Origin of the sequence: Citrobacter sp. KTE151 (assembly GCF_000398845.1) — a bacterium.
In the GTDB taxonomy this organism is placed as follows: Bacteria; Pseudomonadota; Gammaproteobacteria; order Enterobacterales; family Enterobacteriaceae; genus Citrobacter; species Citrobacter braakii.
Genome location: NZ_KB976066.1, coordinates 190,782 through 208,461, shown reverse-complemented (window position 1 = coordinate 208,461; position 17,680 = coordinate 190,782). Strand labels below are relative to the sequence as shown.

13 protein-coding genes and 1 riboswitch are annotated in these 17,680 nt (G+C 54.3%); of the genes, 8 read left to right on the top strand and 5 right to left on the bottom strand.

The window, feature by feature from the left end; genetic code table 11:
- The first annotated feature begins 76 nt into the window (after positions 1-76).
- Positions 77-2,119: an oligopeptidase A gene (gene prlC, locus WC7_RS03340; protein WP_016154880.1), complete on the top strand. Its 2,043-nt coding sequence runs from the start codon at positions 77-79 to the stop codon at positions 2,117-2,119.
- A gap of 8 nt (positions 2,120-2,127) precedes the next feature.
- A complete protein-coding gene (rsmJ, locus tag WC7_RS03345; RefSeq protein WP_016154879.1) occupies positions 2,128-2,877 on the top strand; it encodes a 16S rRNA (guanine(1516)-N(2))-methyltransferase RsmJ in 750 nt (249 codons plus the stop codon).
- A gap of 44 nt (positions 2,878-2,921) precedes the next feature.
- Here the strand turns inward: rsmJ and WC7_RS03350 are convergent, their stop codons facing one another.
- A complete protein-coding gene (locus tag WC7_RS03350; RefSeq protein WP_016154878.1) occupies positions 2,922-4,121 on the bottom strand; it encodes an NAD(P)/FAD-dependent oxidoreductase in 1,200 nt (399 codons plus the stop codon).
- Between the two features lie 232 nt (positions 4,122-4,353).
- Between WC7_RS03350 and WC7_RS03355 the strand changes: the two genes are divergently transcribed.
- Entirely contained in the window at positions 4,354-4,857 is a 504-nt protein-coding gene (locus WC7_RS03355) for an RrF2 family transcriptional regulator (protein WP_016154877.1), read from the top strand.
- 201 nt (positions 4,858-5,058) lie between these two features.
- Here the strand turns inward: WC7_RS03355 and dtpB are convergent, their stop codons facing one another.
- Positions 5,059-6,531 (bottom strand): dipeptide/tripeptide permease DtpB, encoded by a 1,473-nt coding sequence (gene dtpB, locus WC7_RS03360; RefSeq protein WP_016154876.1) that lies wholly within the window; start codon positions 6,529-6,531, stop codon positions 5,059-5,061.
- Between the two features lie 281 nt (positions 6,532-6,812).
- Complete coding sequence (gene uspA / locus WC7_RS03365; RefSeq protein WP_003023368.1) at positions 6,813-7,250, bottom strand: universal stress protein UspA; 438 nt, start codon at positions 7,248-7,250, stop codon at positions 6,813-6,815.
- 393 nt (positions 7,251-7,643) lie between these two features.
- On the opposite strand from uspA, the gene uspB reads away from it, so the two are divergent.
- Positions 7,644-7,979 carry a universal stress protein UspB gene (gene uspB / locus WC7_RS03370; protein ID WP_003023371.1) on the top strand — a complete coding sequence of 112 codons (336 nt, stop codon included), beginning with the start codon at positions 7,644-7,646 and terminating at the stop codon, positions 7,977-7,979.
- Positions 7,980-8,043: 64 nt separating this feature from the next.
- On the opposite strand, the gene pitA is transcribed toward uspB, so the two are convergent.
- Positions 8,044-9,543, bottom strand: coding sequence for an inorganic phosphate transporter PitA (gene pitA, locus WC7_RS03375; protein WP_016154875.1), 1,500 nt, complete (start codon positions 9,541-9,543; stop codon positions 8,044-8,046).
- Positions 9,544-9,772: 229 nt separating this feature from the next.
- On the opposite strand from pitA, the gene WC7_RS03380 reads away from it, so the two are divergent.
- A complete protein-coding gene (locus WC7_RS03380; RefSeq protein ID WP_016154874.1) occupies positions 9,773-10,966 on the top strand; it encodes a BaiN/RdsA family NAD(P)/FAD-dependent oxidoreductase in 1,194 nt (397 codons plus the stop codon).
- Between the two features lie 38 nt (positions 10,967-11,004).
- Here WC7_RS03380 and WC7_RS03385 read toward each other — a convergent pair whose 3' ends face one another.
- Positions 11,005-12,018: a magnesium transporter gene (locus WC7_RS03385; RefSeq protein WP_016154873.1), complete on the bottom strand. Its 1,014-nt coding sequence runs from the start codon at positions 12,016-12,018 to the stop codon at positions 11,005-11,007.
- A gap of 55 nt (positions 12,019-12,073) precedes the next feature.
- Positions 12,074-12,257: riboswitch (M-box (ykoK) riboswitch) on the bottom strand.
- 411 nt (positions 12,258-12,668) lie between these two features.
- Between WC7_RS03385 and WC7_RS03390 the strand changes: the two genes are divergently transcribed.
- Genes WC7_RS03390 through WC7_RS03400 form a run of 3 tightly spaced genes read left to right on the top strand, consistent with a single transcriptional unit; the run spans position 12,669 to position 17,604 of the window.
- On the top strand, positions 12,669-13,736 hold the full coding sequence (locus WC7_RS03390) for an HlyD family secretion protein (protein WP_016154872.1): 1,068 nt from the start codon (positions 12,669-12,671) through the stop codon (positions 13,734-13,736).
- Positions 13,733-16,480 (top strand): ribosome-associated ATPase/putative transporter RbbA, encoded by a 2,748-nt coding sequence (rbbA, locus tag WC7_RS03395; RefSeq protein WP_016154871.1) that lies wholly within the window; start codon positions 13,733-13,735, stop codon positions 16,478-16,480. Before WC7_RS03390 ends, rbbA begins: the two co-directional genes overlap by 4 nt.
- The gene (locus tag WC7_RS03400) at positions 16,480-17,604 is read left to right on the top strand and encodes an ABC transporter permease (protein ID WP_016154870.1); all 1,125 of its coding nucleotides are present in this window, start codon (positions 16,480-16,482) and stop codon (positions 17,602-17,604) included. The genes rbbA and WC7_RS03400 overlap by 1 nt, the downstream gene beginning before the upstream one ends.
- Positions 17,605-17,680: the final 76 nt, after the last annotated feature.

Here is a 17,680-nt window from a genome sequence, read left to right as displayed (position 1 = left end):
TTAACCCCATTGTACAAATTAATATGCACAGCGCCGGATACGCGCTTCATTCACTCTTTTCAACAGGACCGCGCTAATGACCAATCCATTGCTGACCCCCTTCGAACTGCCGCCATTTTCTAAAATTCAGCCTGAGCACGTCGTGCCTGCCGTGACTAAGGCGCTGAACGATTGCCGCGAAAACGTTGAGCGAGTGGTTGCGCAGGGCGCGCCGTACACCTGGGAAAATCTTTGCCAGCCGTTGGCGGAAGTTGACGATGTGCTGGGGCGTATTTTCTCTCCGGTTAGCCACCTGAACTCGGTGAAGAACAGCCCGGAATTGCGCGAAGCCTACGAACAAACGCTGCCGCTGCTGTCTGAATACAGCACCTGGGTTGGGCAACATGAAGGTCTGTACAAAGCGTACCGCGACCTGCGTGACGGCGATCATTACGCCACCCTGAACACCGCACAGAAAAAAGCGGTCGATAACGCGCTGCGCGATTTTGAGCTTTCTGGTATTGGTCTGCCGAAGGAAAAACAGCTGCGCTATGGTGAGATTGCCACCCGCCTGTCTGAGCTGGGCAATCTCTACAGCAATAACGTCCTCGATGCCACGATGGGCTGGACTAAGCTGGTGACTGATGAAGCGGAACTCTCCGGCATGCCGGAAAGCGCGCTGGCGGCTGCAAAAGCCCAGGCTGATGCTAAACAGCAGGAAGGCTACCTGTTAACGCTGGATATCCCAAGCTACCTGCCGGTGATGACCTACTGTGATAACCAGGGGCTGCGTGAGGAGATGTATCGCGCTTACTCCACTCGCGCGTCTGACCAGGGGCCAAACGCTGGTAAATGGGACAACAGCCCGATAATGGAAGAGATCCTCGCGCTGCGCCACGAGCTGGCACAGCTGCTGGGCTTTGAAAGCTACGCTTTTAAATCTCTGTCCACCAAAATGGCGGAAAACCCGCAGCAGGTACTCGACTTCCTGACGGACCTGGCGAAACGTGCCCGTCCTCAGGGCGAGAAAGAGCTGGCTCAACTGCGCGCCTTCGCGAAAGCGGAATTTGGTGTCGATGAGCTGCAGCCGTGGGATATCGCTTACTACAGCGAGAAACAAAAACAGCACCTCTATAGCATCAGCGACGAGCAGCTGCGTCCATACTTCCCGGAAAACAAAGCCGTTAACGGCCTGTTTGAAGTGGTTAAACGTATTTACGGCATTACCGCTAAAGAGCGCACTGATGTTGACGTCTGGCACCCGGAAATACGTTTCTTCGAACTGTATGACGAAAACAACGAACTGCGCGGCAGTTTCTATCTTGACCTGTATGCCCGTGAACATAAACGTGGCGGGGCGTGGATGGACGACTGCGTCGGCCAAATGCGTAAAGCCGACGGTACGCTGCAAAAGCCTGTTGCCTACCTGACCTGTAACTTTAACCGCCCGGTGAACGGCAAACCCGCGCTGTTTACCCACGATGAAGTGATCACCCTGTTCCACGAGTTCGGCCACGGTCTGCACCATATGCTGACCCGTATCGAAACCGCCGGTGTTTCAGGTATCAACGGCGTGCCGTGGGATGCGGTCGAACTGCCGAGCCAGTTTATGGAAAACTGGTGCTGGGAGCCCGAAGCGCTGGCATTTATCTCTGGTCACTTTGAGACCGGTGAGCCGCTGCCCAAGGAGTTGCTGGATAAAATGCTGGCGGCGAAAAATTACCAGGCGGCGCTGTTTATTCTGCGTCAACTGGAGTTTGGCCTGTTTGATTTCCGTCTGCATGCGGAGTTTAACCCACAGCAAGGGGCGAAAATCCTCGAAACGCTGGCAGAAATTAAAAAGCAGGTCGCCGTGGTGCCGGGCCCAACGTGGGGCCGCTTCCCGCATGCCTTCAGCCACATTTTTGCTGGTGGCTATGCGGCGGGTTACTACAGCTACCTGTGGGCCGACGTGCTGGCGGCGGATGCATTCTCTCGCTTTGAAGATGAAGGGATTTTCAACCGTCAAACCGGACAATCGTTCCTCGATAACATTCTCACCCGTGGTGGTTCTGAAGAGCCGATGGAACTGTTCAAGCGCTTCCGTGGCCGTGAGCCGCAACTGGATGCAATGCTGGAGCATTACGGGATTAAAGGCTGATTATTCACGTGAAAATCTGCTTAGTAGATGAAACTGGCGCCGGAGACGGCGCCTTATCTGTTCTTGCCGTCCGCTGGAATCTTACGCACGATGAAGATAACCTGATGGCGCTGGTGATGACACCGGAACATCTGGAACTGCGCAAACGTGATGAGCCCAAACTCGGCGGTATCTTCGTGGATTTCGTTGGCGGTACGATGGCCCATCGGCGCAAATTTGGCGGTGGTCGCGGCGAAGCGGTGGCGAAGGCGGTTGGCATTAAAGGCGATTACCTGCCGGATGTGGTTGATGCGACTGCAGGGCTGGGGCGCGATGCGTTTGTGCTGGCCTCAGTAGGCTGCCGCGTGCGAATGCTGGAACGTAACCCGGTCGTGGCGGCGCTGTTGGATGATGGCCTGGCGCGAGGGTATGCTGACCCGGAAATCGGTCCGTGGCTGCAGGAACGTTTACAACTGATCCACGCCTCAAACCTGACGGCGTTAACCGATATCTCCCCGCGTCCGCAGGTGGTGTACCTCGACCCGATGTTCCCGCATAAGCAGAAAAGTGCGCTGGTGAAAAAAGAGATGCGCGTGTTTCAGTCGTTGGTGGGGCCGGACCTGGATGCGGATGGGCTGCTGGAGCCTGCGCGTCAGCTAGCCACTAAACGTGTGGTAGTGAAGCGCCCGGATTACGCGCCGCCGCTGGCGGATGTCGCCACGCCGAACGCGGTAGTCACGAAAGGGCATCGGTTTGATATTTACGCGGGGACCGCGTAGTTTGTAGGCCGGATAAGGCGTTAGCCGCTATCCGGCATTACTGCTTAAACAAACGGTGCGTATGGGTCAGCCATCTCAAATGCGACGGCTCTTTCCGCTTTCGGCGGATAAATCAGTTCACTGACAATCGATACTTTCAGTTTCTTCGCTTCTGCGCGAGTGAGTTTAACCTGCTGATCCCATCCTTCGGTATACACCGCGCCCCACGCGCCGAGATCCAGACAGGTGACGTACATCTCCTGACGGTACGGTGAAGGTTCTACTCCTAGCAGGCTTGCAGCGGCGTTATTACCGGCAAATTTACCCAACAAAATAGCGTGCTGGCAGGTCATTAACGCATGGTTGCCTTTGTCATCGGTGGCGGCGTAGGCCACATCGCCAGTGGCGTAGATATCATCATGACCCACGACCTGCAGATTGGCATTCACATGCAGGCGGCCCTGTCGATCGCGCGGGGCGTTAATCTGTGCTGTCAGGCTATTGGCCTGCACGCCGACGGTCCAGATAACTGTTTGAGAGGCAATAACCTGCCCATCTTTCAGCGTTACGCCCCCGGCATCCACGCTTTCTACTTCTGCATTTACCAACCATTCGATGCCCAGTTCAGTGGAGGCTTCGATTATTACGTCGCGTAATTCCTGGCTCCAGCGCCCGGCAGGCTGAGCACCGCGTTCAACTACGACCACTCTGGTCTTAGCATCGGCACCCAGAATCTCACGCAGACGACCAGGTAATTCCAGCGCCATCTCAATCCCGGTAAAGCCGCCGCCACAGACCACCACCGTATTGCGAGTCTCACTTTCCGGCTGTAATGCCAGGTCTGTAATGTGCTGCTCCAGTGCGGTGGCGCTCTCGAGCTGGTCGAGGTCAAACGCATGCTCGGCTGCACCGACAACGGCGTCGCGGTTAACGTGACTCCCGCTGGCGAGTACCAGGCGGTCGTAGCGGCGCAGATGAATTTCACCGTTGGCATCTTTCCAGCTCACCTCTTTAGAGTCCGGGATGATCTGCTCGACGTGACCTTGCAGGAAGTTGACGCCGGTAACGTCAAACAAGGGTTGCAGCGGGGCGACCAGGGTTTGTACGGCGCGTTCATAAAAGCGTGGGCGGACACGCAGCTCTGGCTGTGGTGCAATTACTGTAATATCAATGGCCTGCTGATATTTATCCGCCAGTCGTGCGGCGCTTAATGCTGCCCACATACCGGCAAAGCCGGCGCCCACGATCAGAATTCGTTTACGCATTGGGGGGTTCTCTCTGGTGACTACGAATAATTTACTCGGATTTTATTTGTCGTAGTTAAGAATTGCAATGCGATCAGGATCCTTTTTGTCCTGATGTCGTAGGGTGTTTGATTATCTATTTGATAAATATATGATTAAAGTTTTTATATAAATATGGGTTGTGCTGCTGTCTGGAATGGATGAGACGAAAAAGCTACAATTAACTCAGATTCATTTTGGCTGAGATAAGAGAATGGCATTTTACAGTTCCGGGGTTGAGTACGGCATTCATAGCCTGATGTGTATGGTCGACAGCAAGGGCGATGCGCGGGATATGAGCGTGCGGGAAATTGCCGAGCTGCAAAGTGTGCCGTACGACTACCTGGCGAAAATTTTCACCCGTTTGTCGAAAGCGGGCCTGGTGCGCAGCATTGAGGGAAAGGGCGGCGGTTTCCAGTTGGCTAAACCTGCTGAACACATTACGGTGCTGGACGTGGTGAATGCCATTGATGGCGATAAGCGCATCTTTGAGTGTCGTGAAATTCGCCAGCGGCTGGCGGTATTTGAGGAGCATCCGCCGGAGTGGGCCTGTGAAGGCATTTGTGGTGTGCGCTCGGTAATGGATATGGCTCAGCAGCGAATGGAAGAAGCGCTCGGTCAGCATACGATTCTGGATTTGGCGCGCAAAATGTACCGCAAAGCGCCGGACACTTTTGTGGTCGAAGTTCAGGAGTGGATTAACGCGCGCAAAGGGTAGCGATTGAAAATGCCCGGTGCTCATCCTCGGTGAGAAGCGTTTTCCGCTGGCGTGATAATAACTGAAGTCTTAATCAACGCAATATCGTTCATGGTCATGTCCATTCATGATGACCTGTTTGTATAAACTACGCTCTTACAATGCAGGACTTAAAAGGCAAAAAAAACCGCGATGTGACTCGCGGTTAATGTTAAAAAAAGCTTATTTACTGCTATCTGGCGTATTAATCATTCGGTTCAGCCAGGGCACCATAATCGCCATCACCACCGTGACAGCCAGGGTGACCAGGCCTATCTTGCTGAAGACGTTGGTGTAGATAGGCAGCGTTTGCAGCGGGTCGGTGATGTTCTCCGGTACGGCAGTAAACGTGGCGACATACCCGCCCATCAGGAAGGCGGCGGCTTGCGTCAGGAACCACATCCCGAGAATAAAGCCCATCAGGTGCTGCGGCACGAGAGCGGCGACCATCGCCAGTCCCAGGGCACTAATCAGCAGTTCACCCAGGCTCTGGAACAGATATACCAGCACGATAAACCACGGCGACGTCAGCCCCTGCGCATCCGCAAACCACATCCCGGCAGCGGCTGCCGTCAGGAAGCCCAACGAGCACAGGAACATACCGAGCGTAAATTTCATCGGCATAGTCAGGTCTTTGCCTTTGTTTCCCAGACGGGTATAGATTGCGGCCAGTACCGGACTTGCCAGCACCACCCAGAACGGGTTCAGCGCCTGGAAGCTCACTGGGTTAATGGCGAAACCGAGAATTTCATGGTGCACGTTATTGATAGCAAAGAAGTTCAGCGATGTCGGCATCTGCGCGTACAGCACGTAGAACACAACCGCTTCCAGCATCAGGATGAAGGCCACGAACATCTTGTTGCGCCCGGTTTTATCCAGTTTGAATGCCTGACGGAAGAAGATGATAGTCACGGCAAGCGACAAGACGATCAACACCAGGTTGGCAATCTGCACGTTGTGCATCAGCCAGGCGCAGATAAATACCATCACTACCGTACCGGCCAGCACGTAAAGTAGGTTACGGAAATTCAGTGGCTTATGGTCTGGCTCAGAACCGATATTTTTTACCATCCCACGGCAGGCAAAGTAGACCAGCAGCGCGACGATAAGCCCGGCCCCGCACAGGTTGTAAGTCACCGCGTAGCCAAACTTATCGGCAATCACCGGCGCCAGCGACAGCGACAGCAACGAACCGATGTTAATCGACATATAAAACAGGGTGAAAGCACCGTCCAGACGGGCGTCTTTTGGTGGATAGCATTTTGATAACAGGCTTGCCGGGTTGGCTTTAAACAGCCCGTTACCGACGGCAATGGTACCCAAAGCAATAAAGATCAGATCGGGCTTGAGCAGCGACATCCCGGTCATGAAGTAGCCGATTGCCAGCACAATGGCACCGAGAACCAGCGTGCGCTTGGTGCCTAACAGGTGGTCGCCGACGTAGCCGCCGATCGAGATCAGGCCGTAGACCAGCGCAGCAAAGGCACCAAAGGTGACAAATGCCTGTTCCTGTGAAAATCCTAGCTGCTTAACAAAGAATACCGCCAGGATGCCCTGAACGCCGTAATAGCCAAATCGTTCCCATAATTCTACAAAGAAGATCATGAAGAACGGACGAGGTTGCTGCAGCAAGCCCGTAGGTGCAGTTTTATTCATATTCCATCGCCTTTCAAAGCCATCCCGAAAAGTATGAACGCGTATGATTAAACGCGCCGAAAAAGTCTTATTTTGTTATAGACTGCGGCTATTAGCCGCGAGAGTAGAGTATTATAGAGATGGTTTTCGATCCAATTAGTTGATCACACTAATTATGATTTGTTTGTTGGATTGATGTACTAATTGTGTCCGAATGATAAAAACAAAAACGCCCGCACAGGCGGGCGTTTACAGGCTTAACTACTTGCAGCAGGCCGGGCTATTTCCCGGCGGCAAGCATTTTATGCTTCTTCGTCGTCACGCAGCGGAACAATCAACATGTCGACGTGGACGGTGTTGATCAGTTGGCGCGCGGAGGACATCAGTTTGCTCCAGAAATCCTGGTGGTGACCACAAACGACCAGGTCCATGTCGTATTTTTTGATGGCATCAACCAGAACCTGACCCAGGTCGCCGCTACCGCTCAGGGTTTCGGTGATAGGGTAGCCTGCGTTGGTGGACAGCTCGGTTAACGCGTGGTGGGTTTCTTCAGAAATGCGTTTCTGCATGTCGCCCAGATTCACGTCGATAAGGCCGGTGTACAGGTCGGAATAGTTTACGTCAACGTGGATAAGGGAAACTTTAGCATTGTAAGGCCGCGCCATAGAGACCGCTTTTTCAACCAGAACTTTGCTTTCCGGAGAAAGATCAACCGCGATAAGAATGTGTTTATAAGCCATAGTGTTACTCCTTCCATAAGTTGTCGATGACTAGCCTGCTGGCGTTTCTCTGCCGCCGCGTCATCCGCGTCCTGCGAACCTTGTGCGCGGGGCTAGCCCAGTCGTAAAAACGTACCATATAAGGACTATCCTTACATTATAGCGACCAGAATAATCCGTCAATCCGCCTTGCTTGCCAAGCAGTTAAACAAATTTTTTAGTTAATTGCATTGATAGCGATTAACCTTCTGGCAAAAAAATTAACTAATCTCCTACACTATCTAGAGGGGCGTTCGAATGCGTGATACTAATACGAACGGTTTCTTCAGTACTCTTCACTGAATGGTTTGGCAGGGTATCGGGGAGCGGTAGTCCCGGAAAGGAGTTCCGTGGGCGGGTCGCCGGGGAGGGGGTATGATAAGCACCATTGCATTGTTCTGGGCTTTATGTGTCGTTTGCATTGTTAATATGGCGCGCTATTTTTCTTCGCTACGCGCACTGTTAGTAGTACTTCGTGGTTGCGATCCATTGCTTTACCAGTATGTAGATGGAGGGGGCTTTTTTACCTCGCATGGGCAACCGAACAAGCAGATGCGTCTGGTGTGGTATATCTACGCTCAGCGTTACCGCGATCATCATGATGATGAATTTATTCGCCGCTGTGAGCGGGTTCGCGGTCAGTTCATTCTCACCAGCGCGCTATGCGGCCTGGTGCTAATCAGCATGGTTGCGCTGATTATCTGGCACTGATTCCAACGACAGATACAAAAAAAGCGGGCCAGTTTCCTGACCCGCTTTTTTACCGCGCATTCGCTTAGATAAGCTTCAGGGAGAGCCAGTACAGCCCGCCGGAAAGAAGAATTGCTGCTGGCAGGGTGAAGACCCAGGCCATCAGAATGCTGGTCACCGTTTTACGCTGCAAACCGCCGCCATCAACAACCATCGTTCCCGCAACGGAAGAGGAGAGAACGTGTGTGGTGGAAACGGGCATACCGGTGTAGCTGGCAAGACCGATAGAGACTGCGGCGGTCATCTGCGCCGACATCCCCTGGGCATAGGTCATGCCTTTCTTACCGATTTTCTCACCGATAGTGGTTGCCACGCGACGCCAGCCAATCATCGTACCAATACCCAGCGCCAGTGCGACGGCCATAATGATCCAGATAGGCGCGTACTCAATGGTGCTCAGCATGTCAGATTTCAGTTTCTTCAGCAGACGCTGATCGTCAGCGCTTACGCCAGGCAGCTTAACCACTTTATCGGTGGTATCAGAGATGCACAGCATAATACGGCGCAACTGACCACGCTGTTCGACGCTTAACTTGTCGTAGGTTTCCAGATTCGCCAGCATACCTTTCGCACGTTCCAGCGCGTTGATGGTATTCGCCGGGTGGCAATGGAACTCGGTCGGCGTCGCTGGTGCCGCGTCCGTCGGGGACGGAATCAGCTGGTCTACGCCTGTGGCCTGTTTAAGCAGGTCAGGGCGCTGCTGGAAGAAGACTTCGACGTTATTGATTGCATCGCGGGTACGGGTAATTTCGTAACCGGAAGCATTCATATTCACCACGAAACCTGCTGGCGCTACGCCAATCAGCACTAGCATCACCAGACCAATGCCTTTCTGACCATCGTTCGCGCCGTGGGAGAACGCCACGCCGATAGCGGAGAGGATCAGTGCAATACGCGTCCAGAACGGCGGCTTTTTCTTTCCGTCTTTCTTTTCACGTTCTGCCGGCGTCAGGTGGATACGGGCACGTTTTTTCGTACCGCTCCAATAGCGACGCAGAATGAAAATAAGACCACCTGCAACCACCAGACCGACAATAGGTGAGATGATAAGCGAGGCAAAAATACCGATAACTTTCGGGATGTTAAGTGCATCCACCACCGAGGTGCCGTTCATCAGCGCATTGGTTAAACCAATACCGATAATGGCGCCAATCAGCGTGTGGGAGCTGGATGCAGGCAGACCAAAGTACCAGGTACCCAGGTTCCAGATAATTGCCGCCAGCAACATGGAGAACACCATGGCGAGGCCATGTGACGATCCCATATTAAGCAGCAGATCCGTTGGTAACATATGCACGATGGCATACGCCACGCTGAGACCACCCAGCAAAACACCAAAGAAGTTGAACACCGCAGCCATGACCACCGCCAATTGCGAACGCATTGCACGGGTATAGATCACAGTTGCGACAGCATTGGCTGTATCATGGAAGCCATTAATTGCTTCGTAGAACAGCACGAAAGCCAGAGCAAGCAATAGTAAAAGCCCGGTATGTAAATCCAGGCCAGCAAACAAATGTAGCATAGGACGTTACGCCATTTTGAGGACATGAACGCGGCGCATTATCAGTGACTTTGGCGGCGCGGGCAAAGTGAAATATAGAGTTTTTTTGATTTGTCTCCTGCTTTGTTTTACACCACTAAAGAATTATCCTATATATTTCAGATAAATACCCTTTATCGGTAGTTTGGTGCTGGTGCGACCACTGAGGAATCTTTACAATTCACTCCCGCTTTTTAGAGAGGATCGCAACGTGGAAAGGTTTGATACCGTTATTATAGGCGCTGGCGCAGCGGGTATGTTTTGTGCCGCGCAGGCAGGACAAGCAGGTAGTCGCGTACTGCTGATTGATAATGGTAAAAAGCCCGGGCGCAAGATTCTCATGTCTGGCGGGGGCCGCTGCAACTTTACCAACCTTTATGTCGAGCCGGCTGCGTATTTGAGCCAAAACCCGCATTTTTGCAAATCGGCGCTGGCGCGTTATACACAGTGGGATTTTATCGATCTGGTGGGTAAGCACGGTATTGCCTGGCATGAAAAAACGCTAGGCCAGCTTTTCTGCGATGATTCCGCCCAGCAAATTGTCGATATGCTGGTGGATGAGTGTGAAAAAGGTAACGTAACTATGCGGTTACGTAGCGAAATCCTGAGCGTTGAGCGAGATGGTGACGATTTTGTCCTGGAATTGAATGGGATGAGTGTCGGCACGAAAAAGCTGGTTATCGCCTCCGGTGGTCTCTCTATGCCGGGTCTTGGCGCGACGCCGTTTGGTTATAAAATTGCGGAACAGTTCGGCCTGAACGTTTTGCCTACGCGCGCAGGTCTGGTGCCTTTCACCTTACATAAGCCGCTACTGGAGCAGCTTCAGGTGCTCTCTGGCGTATCCGTTTCTTCCGTTATCACCGCCGAGGACGGCACCGTATTTCGTGAAAACCTGCTCTTTACGCACCGCGGGCTTTCTGGTCCGGCCGTGCTGCAAATTTCCAGTTTTTGGCAGCCAGGTGAATTTGTCAGCATTAATTTGTTGCCGGATGTTGACCTCGCGAGCTTCCTCGATGACCAACGTAGTGCACACCCTAATCAAAGCTTAAAGAACACCCTGGCAATGCAGTTGCCAAAGCGTCTGGTGGAATGTTTACAGCAGTTAGGGCAAATCCCGGATGTCTCGCTGAAGCAGCTTAATGTACGCGATCAGCAAACGCTGGTTGAGACGCTGACCGAGTGGCGGGTGCAGCCGAACGGTACGGAAGGGTATCGTACCGCTGAAGTCACGTTGGGCGGCGTCGATACCAACGAGCTGTCATCGCGCACGATGGAAGCGCGCAAAGTGCCGGGACTCTACTTTATCGGCGAAGTCATGGACGTCACCGGCTGGCTGGGCGGCTATAACTTCCAGTGGGCGTGGTCGAGCGCCTGGGCATGCGCGCAGGATTTGACACCTGCCTGACCGTGGTGCCCGACAACCTGGGCTGTCGGGCGTTATCATTAGTTCAGACCAAGAAAATACTGGGCGATTTTAAAGTAGATAATCAACCCGGTACCGTCGATAAGCGTGGCGATAAACGGGGCCGAAACCACGGCGGGATCAATGCCGATACGCTTGAGCACCATGGGGATCACTGATGACACCACGGCGCTCCACAGCGTAATGCAAACCAGCGTCAGGCTGACGATTAGCGTGATTTCCACTCCGATCCCCATCATCCACGCGCGCAAGCAGCCTGCCAGACCCAGCGTCAGGGCGATCAGCAGCGAAGTTGAAACTTCTTTGCGGATCACCCGACCCATATCGCGCAGCCGCACTTCTCCCAGCGCCATTGAACGTACCAGCGTTGAGGTGATCTGCGTACCGCTGTTGCCGCCAGTACCAATTAATAGTGGAATAAAAAAGGCCAGTGCAATAGCAGATTCCAGCGCCTCTTCAAAATGTTGAAGAACGCTGCTGGTATAGGCTTCTGCGACAAAAAGCAGCAGGAGCCAGACAGAACGTTTTTTCCACAATGTCCACGGGCTAATCTCCAGGTAGGGTTTTTCCAGCGGCAACGTTGCCCCCTGAAGCTGAACATCTTCGGTAACATCATCTTCCTGTAGATGTGCGATCTCTTTTTCCATCAGACAACCGACCAGCTCACCTTTCTCAACGACAGCCACCAGATCGAGTTCGCGTTCGGCTAACTCGGCAACGACCTGTGCCCGTTCATCATCAGGCTTTACATGAAACAAACAACTGTCCGTAAGATGGTTGATGTTCAGCGATGTATCTTTTTCCTGCAATAAGCGCTTGATGGATAACACCCCGCGCAGCGCTTTTCCAGCCACAACAAAGACCTGGCCTGGAATATCATCCGTTGTGAGCTGGGAGACAAAGTATTCACGAGCGCCGTTCACGCTGAGATGATCCGGCAGGGTAATAAAATCGGTGCGCATATATTGCGCGATAGCATCGCCATTGAAATCCGGCATAGGATGATGGGCGGCGCAGAGTGGCATAGATGACATGGTGTAATTCCCTATAAAAATCTCTCATAGGGGCGAACAAGACAGGGTTAGCGCAGGCGGATCCCTACGTCCTGGTTTTAGCACTGAACAACGTATCTGTCCGATGGTGAAATCGTCAGAAGTTACCTTGGCAACACCTTGATTCGATGGATGCCTGTATTTCCCTGAGTGGCCTCTCTCGATACCAGCAGGGCGGTAACTTGTATTTGTACAGGAGCCTCGCCATAACGAGATCGGTAAATGAGCCACTATTATAGCGATGTCTAATTATTGATTATGTTTATAGTTGTGAATGTTTATCAATCGTTGATATACGAAATATTCCCTATGCCAGAGCGCGATAGGGCTGAAGTGGAAACTACAACCGAATAGACATATTGAATCCAGGTGTTAGTATTCAATAGACAGCAGTTATGAGTATGCGTGTTTCATTTCCGGCCAGGAACGCTGATGATGACAACATTACTACCCGATTTCACAGCATTTTCGTCATTCACTTCCTGCGCGGCGCAGGTTGCCTTAGCGCCTGTCCGCTCTCTGGCCATAGTTTCTTATTCCTTCTCATCCCGGATGGAATCTCCCGCTGAATAGCTATTCAGTGGGCTTTGTGACACGCATCGTTTGATAACAGGGATTACGGCGGGTCGAATATGGATAAGTTTAAGCGTCATGTGATGTGGTGGGGGGCGGGCACCCTGGTCGTGGTGGCCGCGATAGCATGGTGGATGCTCCGTCCTGCCGGAATACCGGAGGGGTTCGCAGCCAGCAACGGCAGAATTGAAGCCACCGAAGTGGATATTGCTACCAAGATTGCCGGGCGAATTGACACGATCCTTGTGTCGGAAGGGCAGTTCGTTCGTCAGGGCGAGGTGTTGGCGAAAATGGATACTCGCGTGCTGCAGGAGCAGCGGCTGGAAGCGATCGCGCAAATCAAAGAGGCCGAAAGCGCGGTGGCGGCGGCGCGAGCGCTGCTGGAACAGCGGCAAAGTGAAATGCGCGCCGCGCAGTCGGTAGTAAAACAGCGCGAGGCGGAGCTGCAGTCGGTTTCTAAACGCCACGTGCGTTCCCGTTCGCTATCCCAGCGTGGGGCCGTGTCTGAGCAACAACTGGATGACGATCGGGCCGCGGCAGAAAGCGCACGCGCCGCGCTGGAATCCGCAAAGGCGCAGGTCTCAGCGGCAAAAGCCGCAATTGAAGCCGCTCGCACCAGCATCATTCAGGCGCAAACCCGCGTAGAAGCCGCGCAGGCCACCGAACGTCGTATTGCGGCTGATATTGATGACAGTGAGCTGAAAGCCCCGCGCGATGGTCGCGTGCAGTACCGCGTTGCTGAACCGGGTGAGGTGCTTTCTGCGGGTGGGCGCGTCCTGAATATGGTCGATCTCAGCGATGTCTACATGACGTTCTTCTTGCCTACCGAACAGGCTGGCTTACTGAAGATTGGCGGCGAAGCGCGCCTGGTGCTGGATGCCGCACCGGATCTGCGTGTTCCGGCGACCATCAGCTTTGTGGCAAGCGTCGCGCAGTTCACACCGAAAACGGTCGAAACCAGCGATGAGCGGCTGAAGCTGATGTTCCGCGTTAAAGCGCGTATCCCGCCAGAGCTATTGCAGCAGCATCTCGAGTACGTGAAAACCGGTCTGCCGGGCATGGCGTGGGTGCGTGTCGATGAAAATCGAGCCTGGCCTGACGACCTGATGGTGAGGTTGCCGCAATGACGCATTTGGCGCTGGTTCCCGTTCCTCCCGTGGCGCACCTTGACGGCGTGAGTCAGCATTACGGGAAAACGGTAGCGCTGAACAATATCACGCTGGATATCCCCGCCCGCTGTATGGTGGGGCTGATTGGCCCGGATGGCGTCGGAAAATCAAGCCTGCTGTCGCTCATCTCCGGTGCGCGTGTCATTGAACACGGTAACGTGATGGTGCTGGGCGGCGATATGCGCGACCCGAAACATCGCCGGGATGTCTGCCCGCGCATTGCCTGGATGCCGCAGGGGCTGGGGAAAAACCTGTACCACACGCTGTCGGTGTATGAGAACGTCGATTTCTTTGCCCGGCTGTTTGGCCATGACAAAGCGGAGCGCGAAGCGCGGATTACCGAGCTGCTGAACAGCACCGGACTGGCGCCGTTTCGCGATCGTCCGGCCGGGAAACTCTCGGGTGGGATGAAGCAAAAGCTGGGGCTGTGCTGCGCGTTGATCCATGACCCAGAACTGTTAATTCTCGATGAACCTACCACCGGGGTCGACCCGCTGTCCCGCGCCCAGTTCTGGGATCTGATTAACAGCATTCGCCAGCGGCAGACCAACATGAGCGTGCTGGTTGCGACCGCCTACATGGAAGAAGCCGAGCGCTTTGACTGGCTGGTGGCGATGAACGCCGGGGAGGTGCTGGCCACCGGGAGCGCGCAGCAGCTACGCGAAAAAACCAACACCGACACGCTGGAGCAGGCGTTTATCGCGCTGTTACCCGAAGCCCAGCGTCAGGCGCATAAGCCAGTGGTGATCCCGCCGTATCACGCTGAGCAGGAAGAGATTGCCATCGAGGCGAAAGATCTGACCATGCGCTTCGGCAAGTTCGTGGCCGTTGACCACGTTAACTTTCGTATTCCGCGCGGGGAAATCTTCGGTTTTCTCGGCTCCAACGGCTGCGGTAAATCCACTACCATGAAAATGCTCACCGGGCTGCTGCCCGCAAGTGAAGGTGAGGCGTGGCTGTTTGGGCAAGCGGTTGACCCGAAGAATATCGATACCCGTCGCCGGGTAGGCTATATGTCGCAGGCGTTTTCGCTCTACAGCGAGCTGACCGTACGGCAAAACCTCGAGCTACACGCGCGGTTGTTCCATATCCCCGAAGCAGAAATCCCGGGGCGGGTACAAGAGATGAGTGAGCGCTTTTCGCTGACCGATGTCGAAGACGCGTTGCCCGGCGCGCTGCCGTTGGGGATCCGTCAACGCCTGTCGCTGGCGGTGGCGGTGATCCATCGCCCGGAGATGCTCATTCTCGATGAACCAACCTCCGGGGTCGATCCGGTGGCGAGAGACATGTTCTGGCAACTGATGGTCGATCTGTCGCGTCAGGATAAAGTGACCATTTTTATCTCCACCCATTTTATGAACGAAGCGGAGCGCTGCGACCGCATGTCGCTGATGCACGCCGGAAAAGTCCTGGCCAGCGGTACGCCGCAGGAGCTGGTGAAACAGCGTGGTGCCGCCAGTCTGGAAGAGGCGTTTATCTCCTGGTTACAGGAAGCGGCAGGTCCGGCGCCGGAGGCTCAGTTACCGCCAGCCAATGTCCCGGCAGTGCATGAAAACAGTCAGCCGCCGCACCAGGGATTTAGCCTGCGGCGCTTGTTCAGCTACAGCCGCCGCGAAGCGCTGGAGCTGCGACGTGATCCGGTACGTTCAACGCTGGCGCTGATGGGCACGGTGATCCTGATGCTGATCATGGGCTACGGCATCAGCATGGATGTGGAAAACCTGCGTTTTTCGGTGCTCGATCGTGATCAGACAGTCAGCAGCCAGGCGTGGACGCTGAATCTGGCGGGATCGCGCTATTTTATCGAGCAGCCGCCGCTCACCAGTTATGACGAGCTGGACAAACGGATGCGCTCGGGCGAAGTCGCGGTAGCCATAGAGATCCCGCCAAATTTTGGCCGCGATATCGCGCGTGGAACGCCGGTGAAGATTGGCGTCTGGGTCGATGGCGCAATGCCGAGCCGTGCGGAAACGGTCAGAGGTTACGTGCAGGCGATGCACCAGACCTGGCTGCAGGATGTGATGGCGCGTCAGCCAAATACCAGCGGGCAAAACGGACTGATGACCATTGAAACTCGCTATCGTTACAACCCGGATGTGAAAAGCCTGCCAGCGATTGTTCCGGCGGTGATCCCGCTGCTGTTGATGATGATCCCCTCCATGCTCAGCGCTCTGAGCGTGGTGCGTGAGAAAGAGCTGGGGTCGATTATCAACCTGTACGTGACGCCCACTACCCGCAGCGAGTTTTTACTCGGCAAACAGTTGCCTTACATCGTGCTGGGCATGCTGAACTTTCTGCTGCTGTGCACGCTGTCGGTGTTTGTATTCGGCGTCCCGCATAAGGGGAGTTTTGTGACCCTGACGCTGGCCGCGCTGCTGTACGTCACCATTGCCACCGGGCTGGGATTGTTAATTTCCACGTTTATGAAAAGTCAGATCGCCGCCATTTTTGGTACGGCGATTATTACGCTGATCCCGGCGACGCAGTTTTCCGGGATGATCGACCCGGTCGCCTCGCTGGAAGGGCCGGGACGGTGGATTGGCGAAATTTACCCGACCAGCCATTTTCTGACCATCGCGCGCGGGACGTTCTCTAAAGCGCTGGATCTGACCGATCTCTGGCCGCTGTTTATTCCGCTGGCGGTAGCCATTCCAGTGGTCATTGGTCTGAGCGTATTACTGCTGAAAAAACAGGAGGGGTGATGCGCCGATTACGGAATATTTATAACCTCGGCATCAAAGAGTTACGCAGCCTGCTGGGTGACAAAGCGATGCTGACGCTGATCGTCTTCGCCTTCACGGTCTCGGTTTACTCTTCCGCGACCGTTCTGCCAGGGTCGCTGCACCTGGCGCCGATTGCCATTGCCGATATGGACCAGTCGCAGTTGTCGAATCGCATTGTGAACAGTTTTTATCGTCCGTGGTTTTTAGCGCCGGAGATGATTACCGCCGATGAGATGGATGCCGGGCTGGATGCCGGGCGCTATACCTTCGCTGTGAACATTCCGCCTGATTTTCAGCGCGATGTACTGGCCGGGCGGCAGCCGGATATTCAGGTTAACGTCGATGCCACGCGGATGAGCCAGGCCTTTACCGGCAACAGCTATATCCAGAATATCATCAGTGGCGAGGTGAACAGCTTTGTGTCGCGTTACCGCGATAACAGCGAGCTGCCGGTGGCGCTGGAAATGCGTATGCGCTTTAACCCCAATCTGGAACCCGCCCGCTTTGGCGCAGTGATGGCGATTATCAACAACATCACCATGCTGGCGATTGTGCTTACCGGGTCGGCGCTGATTCGCGAGCGTGAACATGGGACCATTGAGCACCTGCTGGTGATGCCGGTGACGCCGTTTGAAATCATGATGGCAAAAATCTGGTCGATGGGGCTGGTGGTGCTGGTGGTTTCCGGTCTGTCGTTGATGCTGATGGTAAAAGGTGTGCTTGGCGTACCGATTGAAGGCTCGATACCGCTGTTTATGCTGGGAGTGGCGCTGAGCCTGTTCGCCACCACATCAATCGGCATTTTTATGGGCACGCTGGCGCGCTCCATGCCACAACTGGGGCTGCTGATGATTCTGGTACTACTGCCGTTACAGATGCTCTCCGGCGGCTCTACACCGCGTGAAAGCATGCCGCAGGCGGTGCAGGACATTATGCTGACGATGCCGACTACCCATTTTGTTAGCCTTGCGCAGGCGATTCTTTACCGCGGCGCAGGATTTAATATTGTCTGGCCGCAGTTCCTGACGCTGCTGGCGATTGGCAGTACGTTCTTCCTGATAGCGCTGCTGCGTTTCAGAAAGACGATTGGCACGATGGCGTAAATATTATTGCCGGGTGGCGGCTGCGCCTTATCCGGCCTACAAACGGGAATGAATGTAGGCCGGGCAACAAAACAAG

Excerpts from the sequence above, each read along its gene's own strand:
- prlC (WP_016154880.1), top strand. The coding sequence starts at position 77 with ATGACCAATCCATTGCTGACCCCCTTCGAACTGCCGCCATTTTCTAAA.
- pitA (WP_016154875.1), bottom strand. The coding sequence starts at position 9,543 with ATGCTACATTTGTTTGCTGGCCTGGATTTACATACCGGGCTTTTACTA.
- WC7_RS03385 (WP_016154873.1), bottom strand. The coding sequence starts at position 12,018 with ATGTCATCTATGCCACTCTGCGCCGCCCATCATCCTATGCCGGATTTC.
- uspA (WP_003023368.1), bottom strand. The coding sequence starts at position 7,250 with ATGGCTTATAAACACATTCTTATCGCGGTTGATCTTTCTCCGGAAAGC.
- WC7_RS03350 (WP_016154878.1), bottom strand. The coding sequence starts at position 4,121 with ATGCGTAAACGAATTCTGATCGTGGGCGCCGGCTTTGCCGGTATGTGG.
- WC7_RS03390 (WP_016154872.1), top strand. The coding sequence starts at position 12,669 with ATGGATAAGTTTAAGCGTCATGTGATGTGGTGGGGGGCGGGCACCCTG.
- WC7_RS03400 (WP_016154870.1), top strand. The coding sequence starts at position 16,480 with ATGCGCCGATTACGGAATATTTATAACCTCGGCATCAAAGAGTTACGC.
- rbbA (WP_016154871.1), top strand. The coding sequence starts at position 13,733 with ATGACGCATTTGGCGCTGGTTCCCGTTCCTCCCGTGGCGCACCTTGAC.
- uspB (WP_003023371.1), top strand. The coding sequence starts at position 7,644 with ATGATAAGCACCATTGCATTGTTCTGGGCTTTATGTGTCGTTTGCATT.
- dtpB (WP_016154876.1), bottom strand. The coding sequence starts at position 6,531 with ATGAATAAAACTGCACCTACGGGCTTGCTGCAGCAACCTCGTCCGTTC.
- WC7_RS03355 (WP_016154877.1), top strand. The coding sequence starts at position 4,354 with ATGGCATTTTACAGTTCCGGGGTTGAGTACGGCATTCATAGCCTGATG.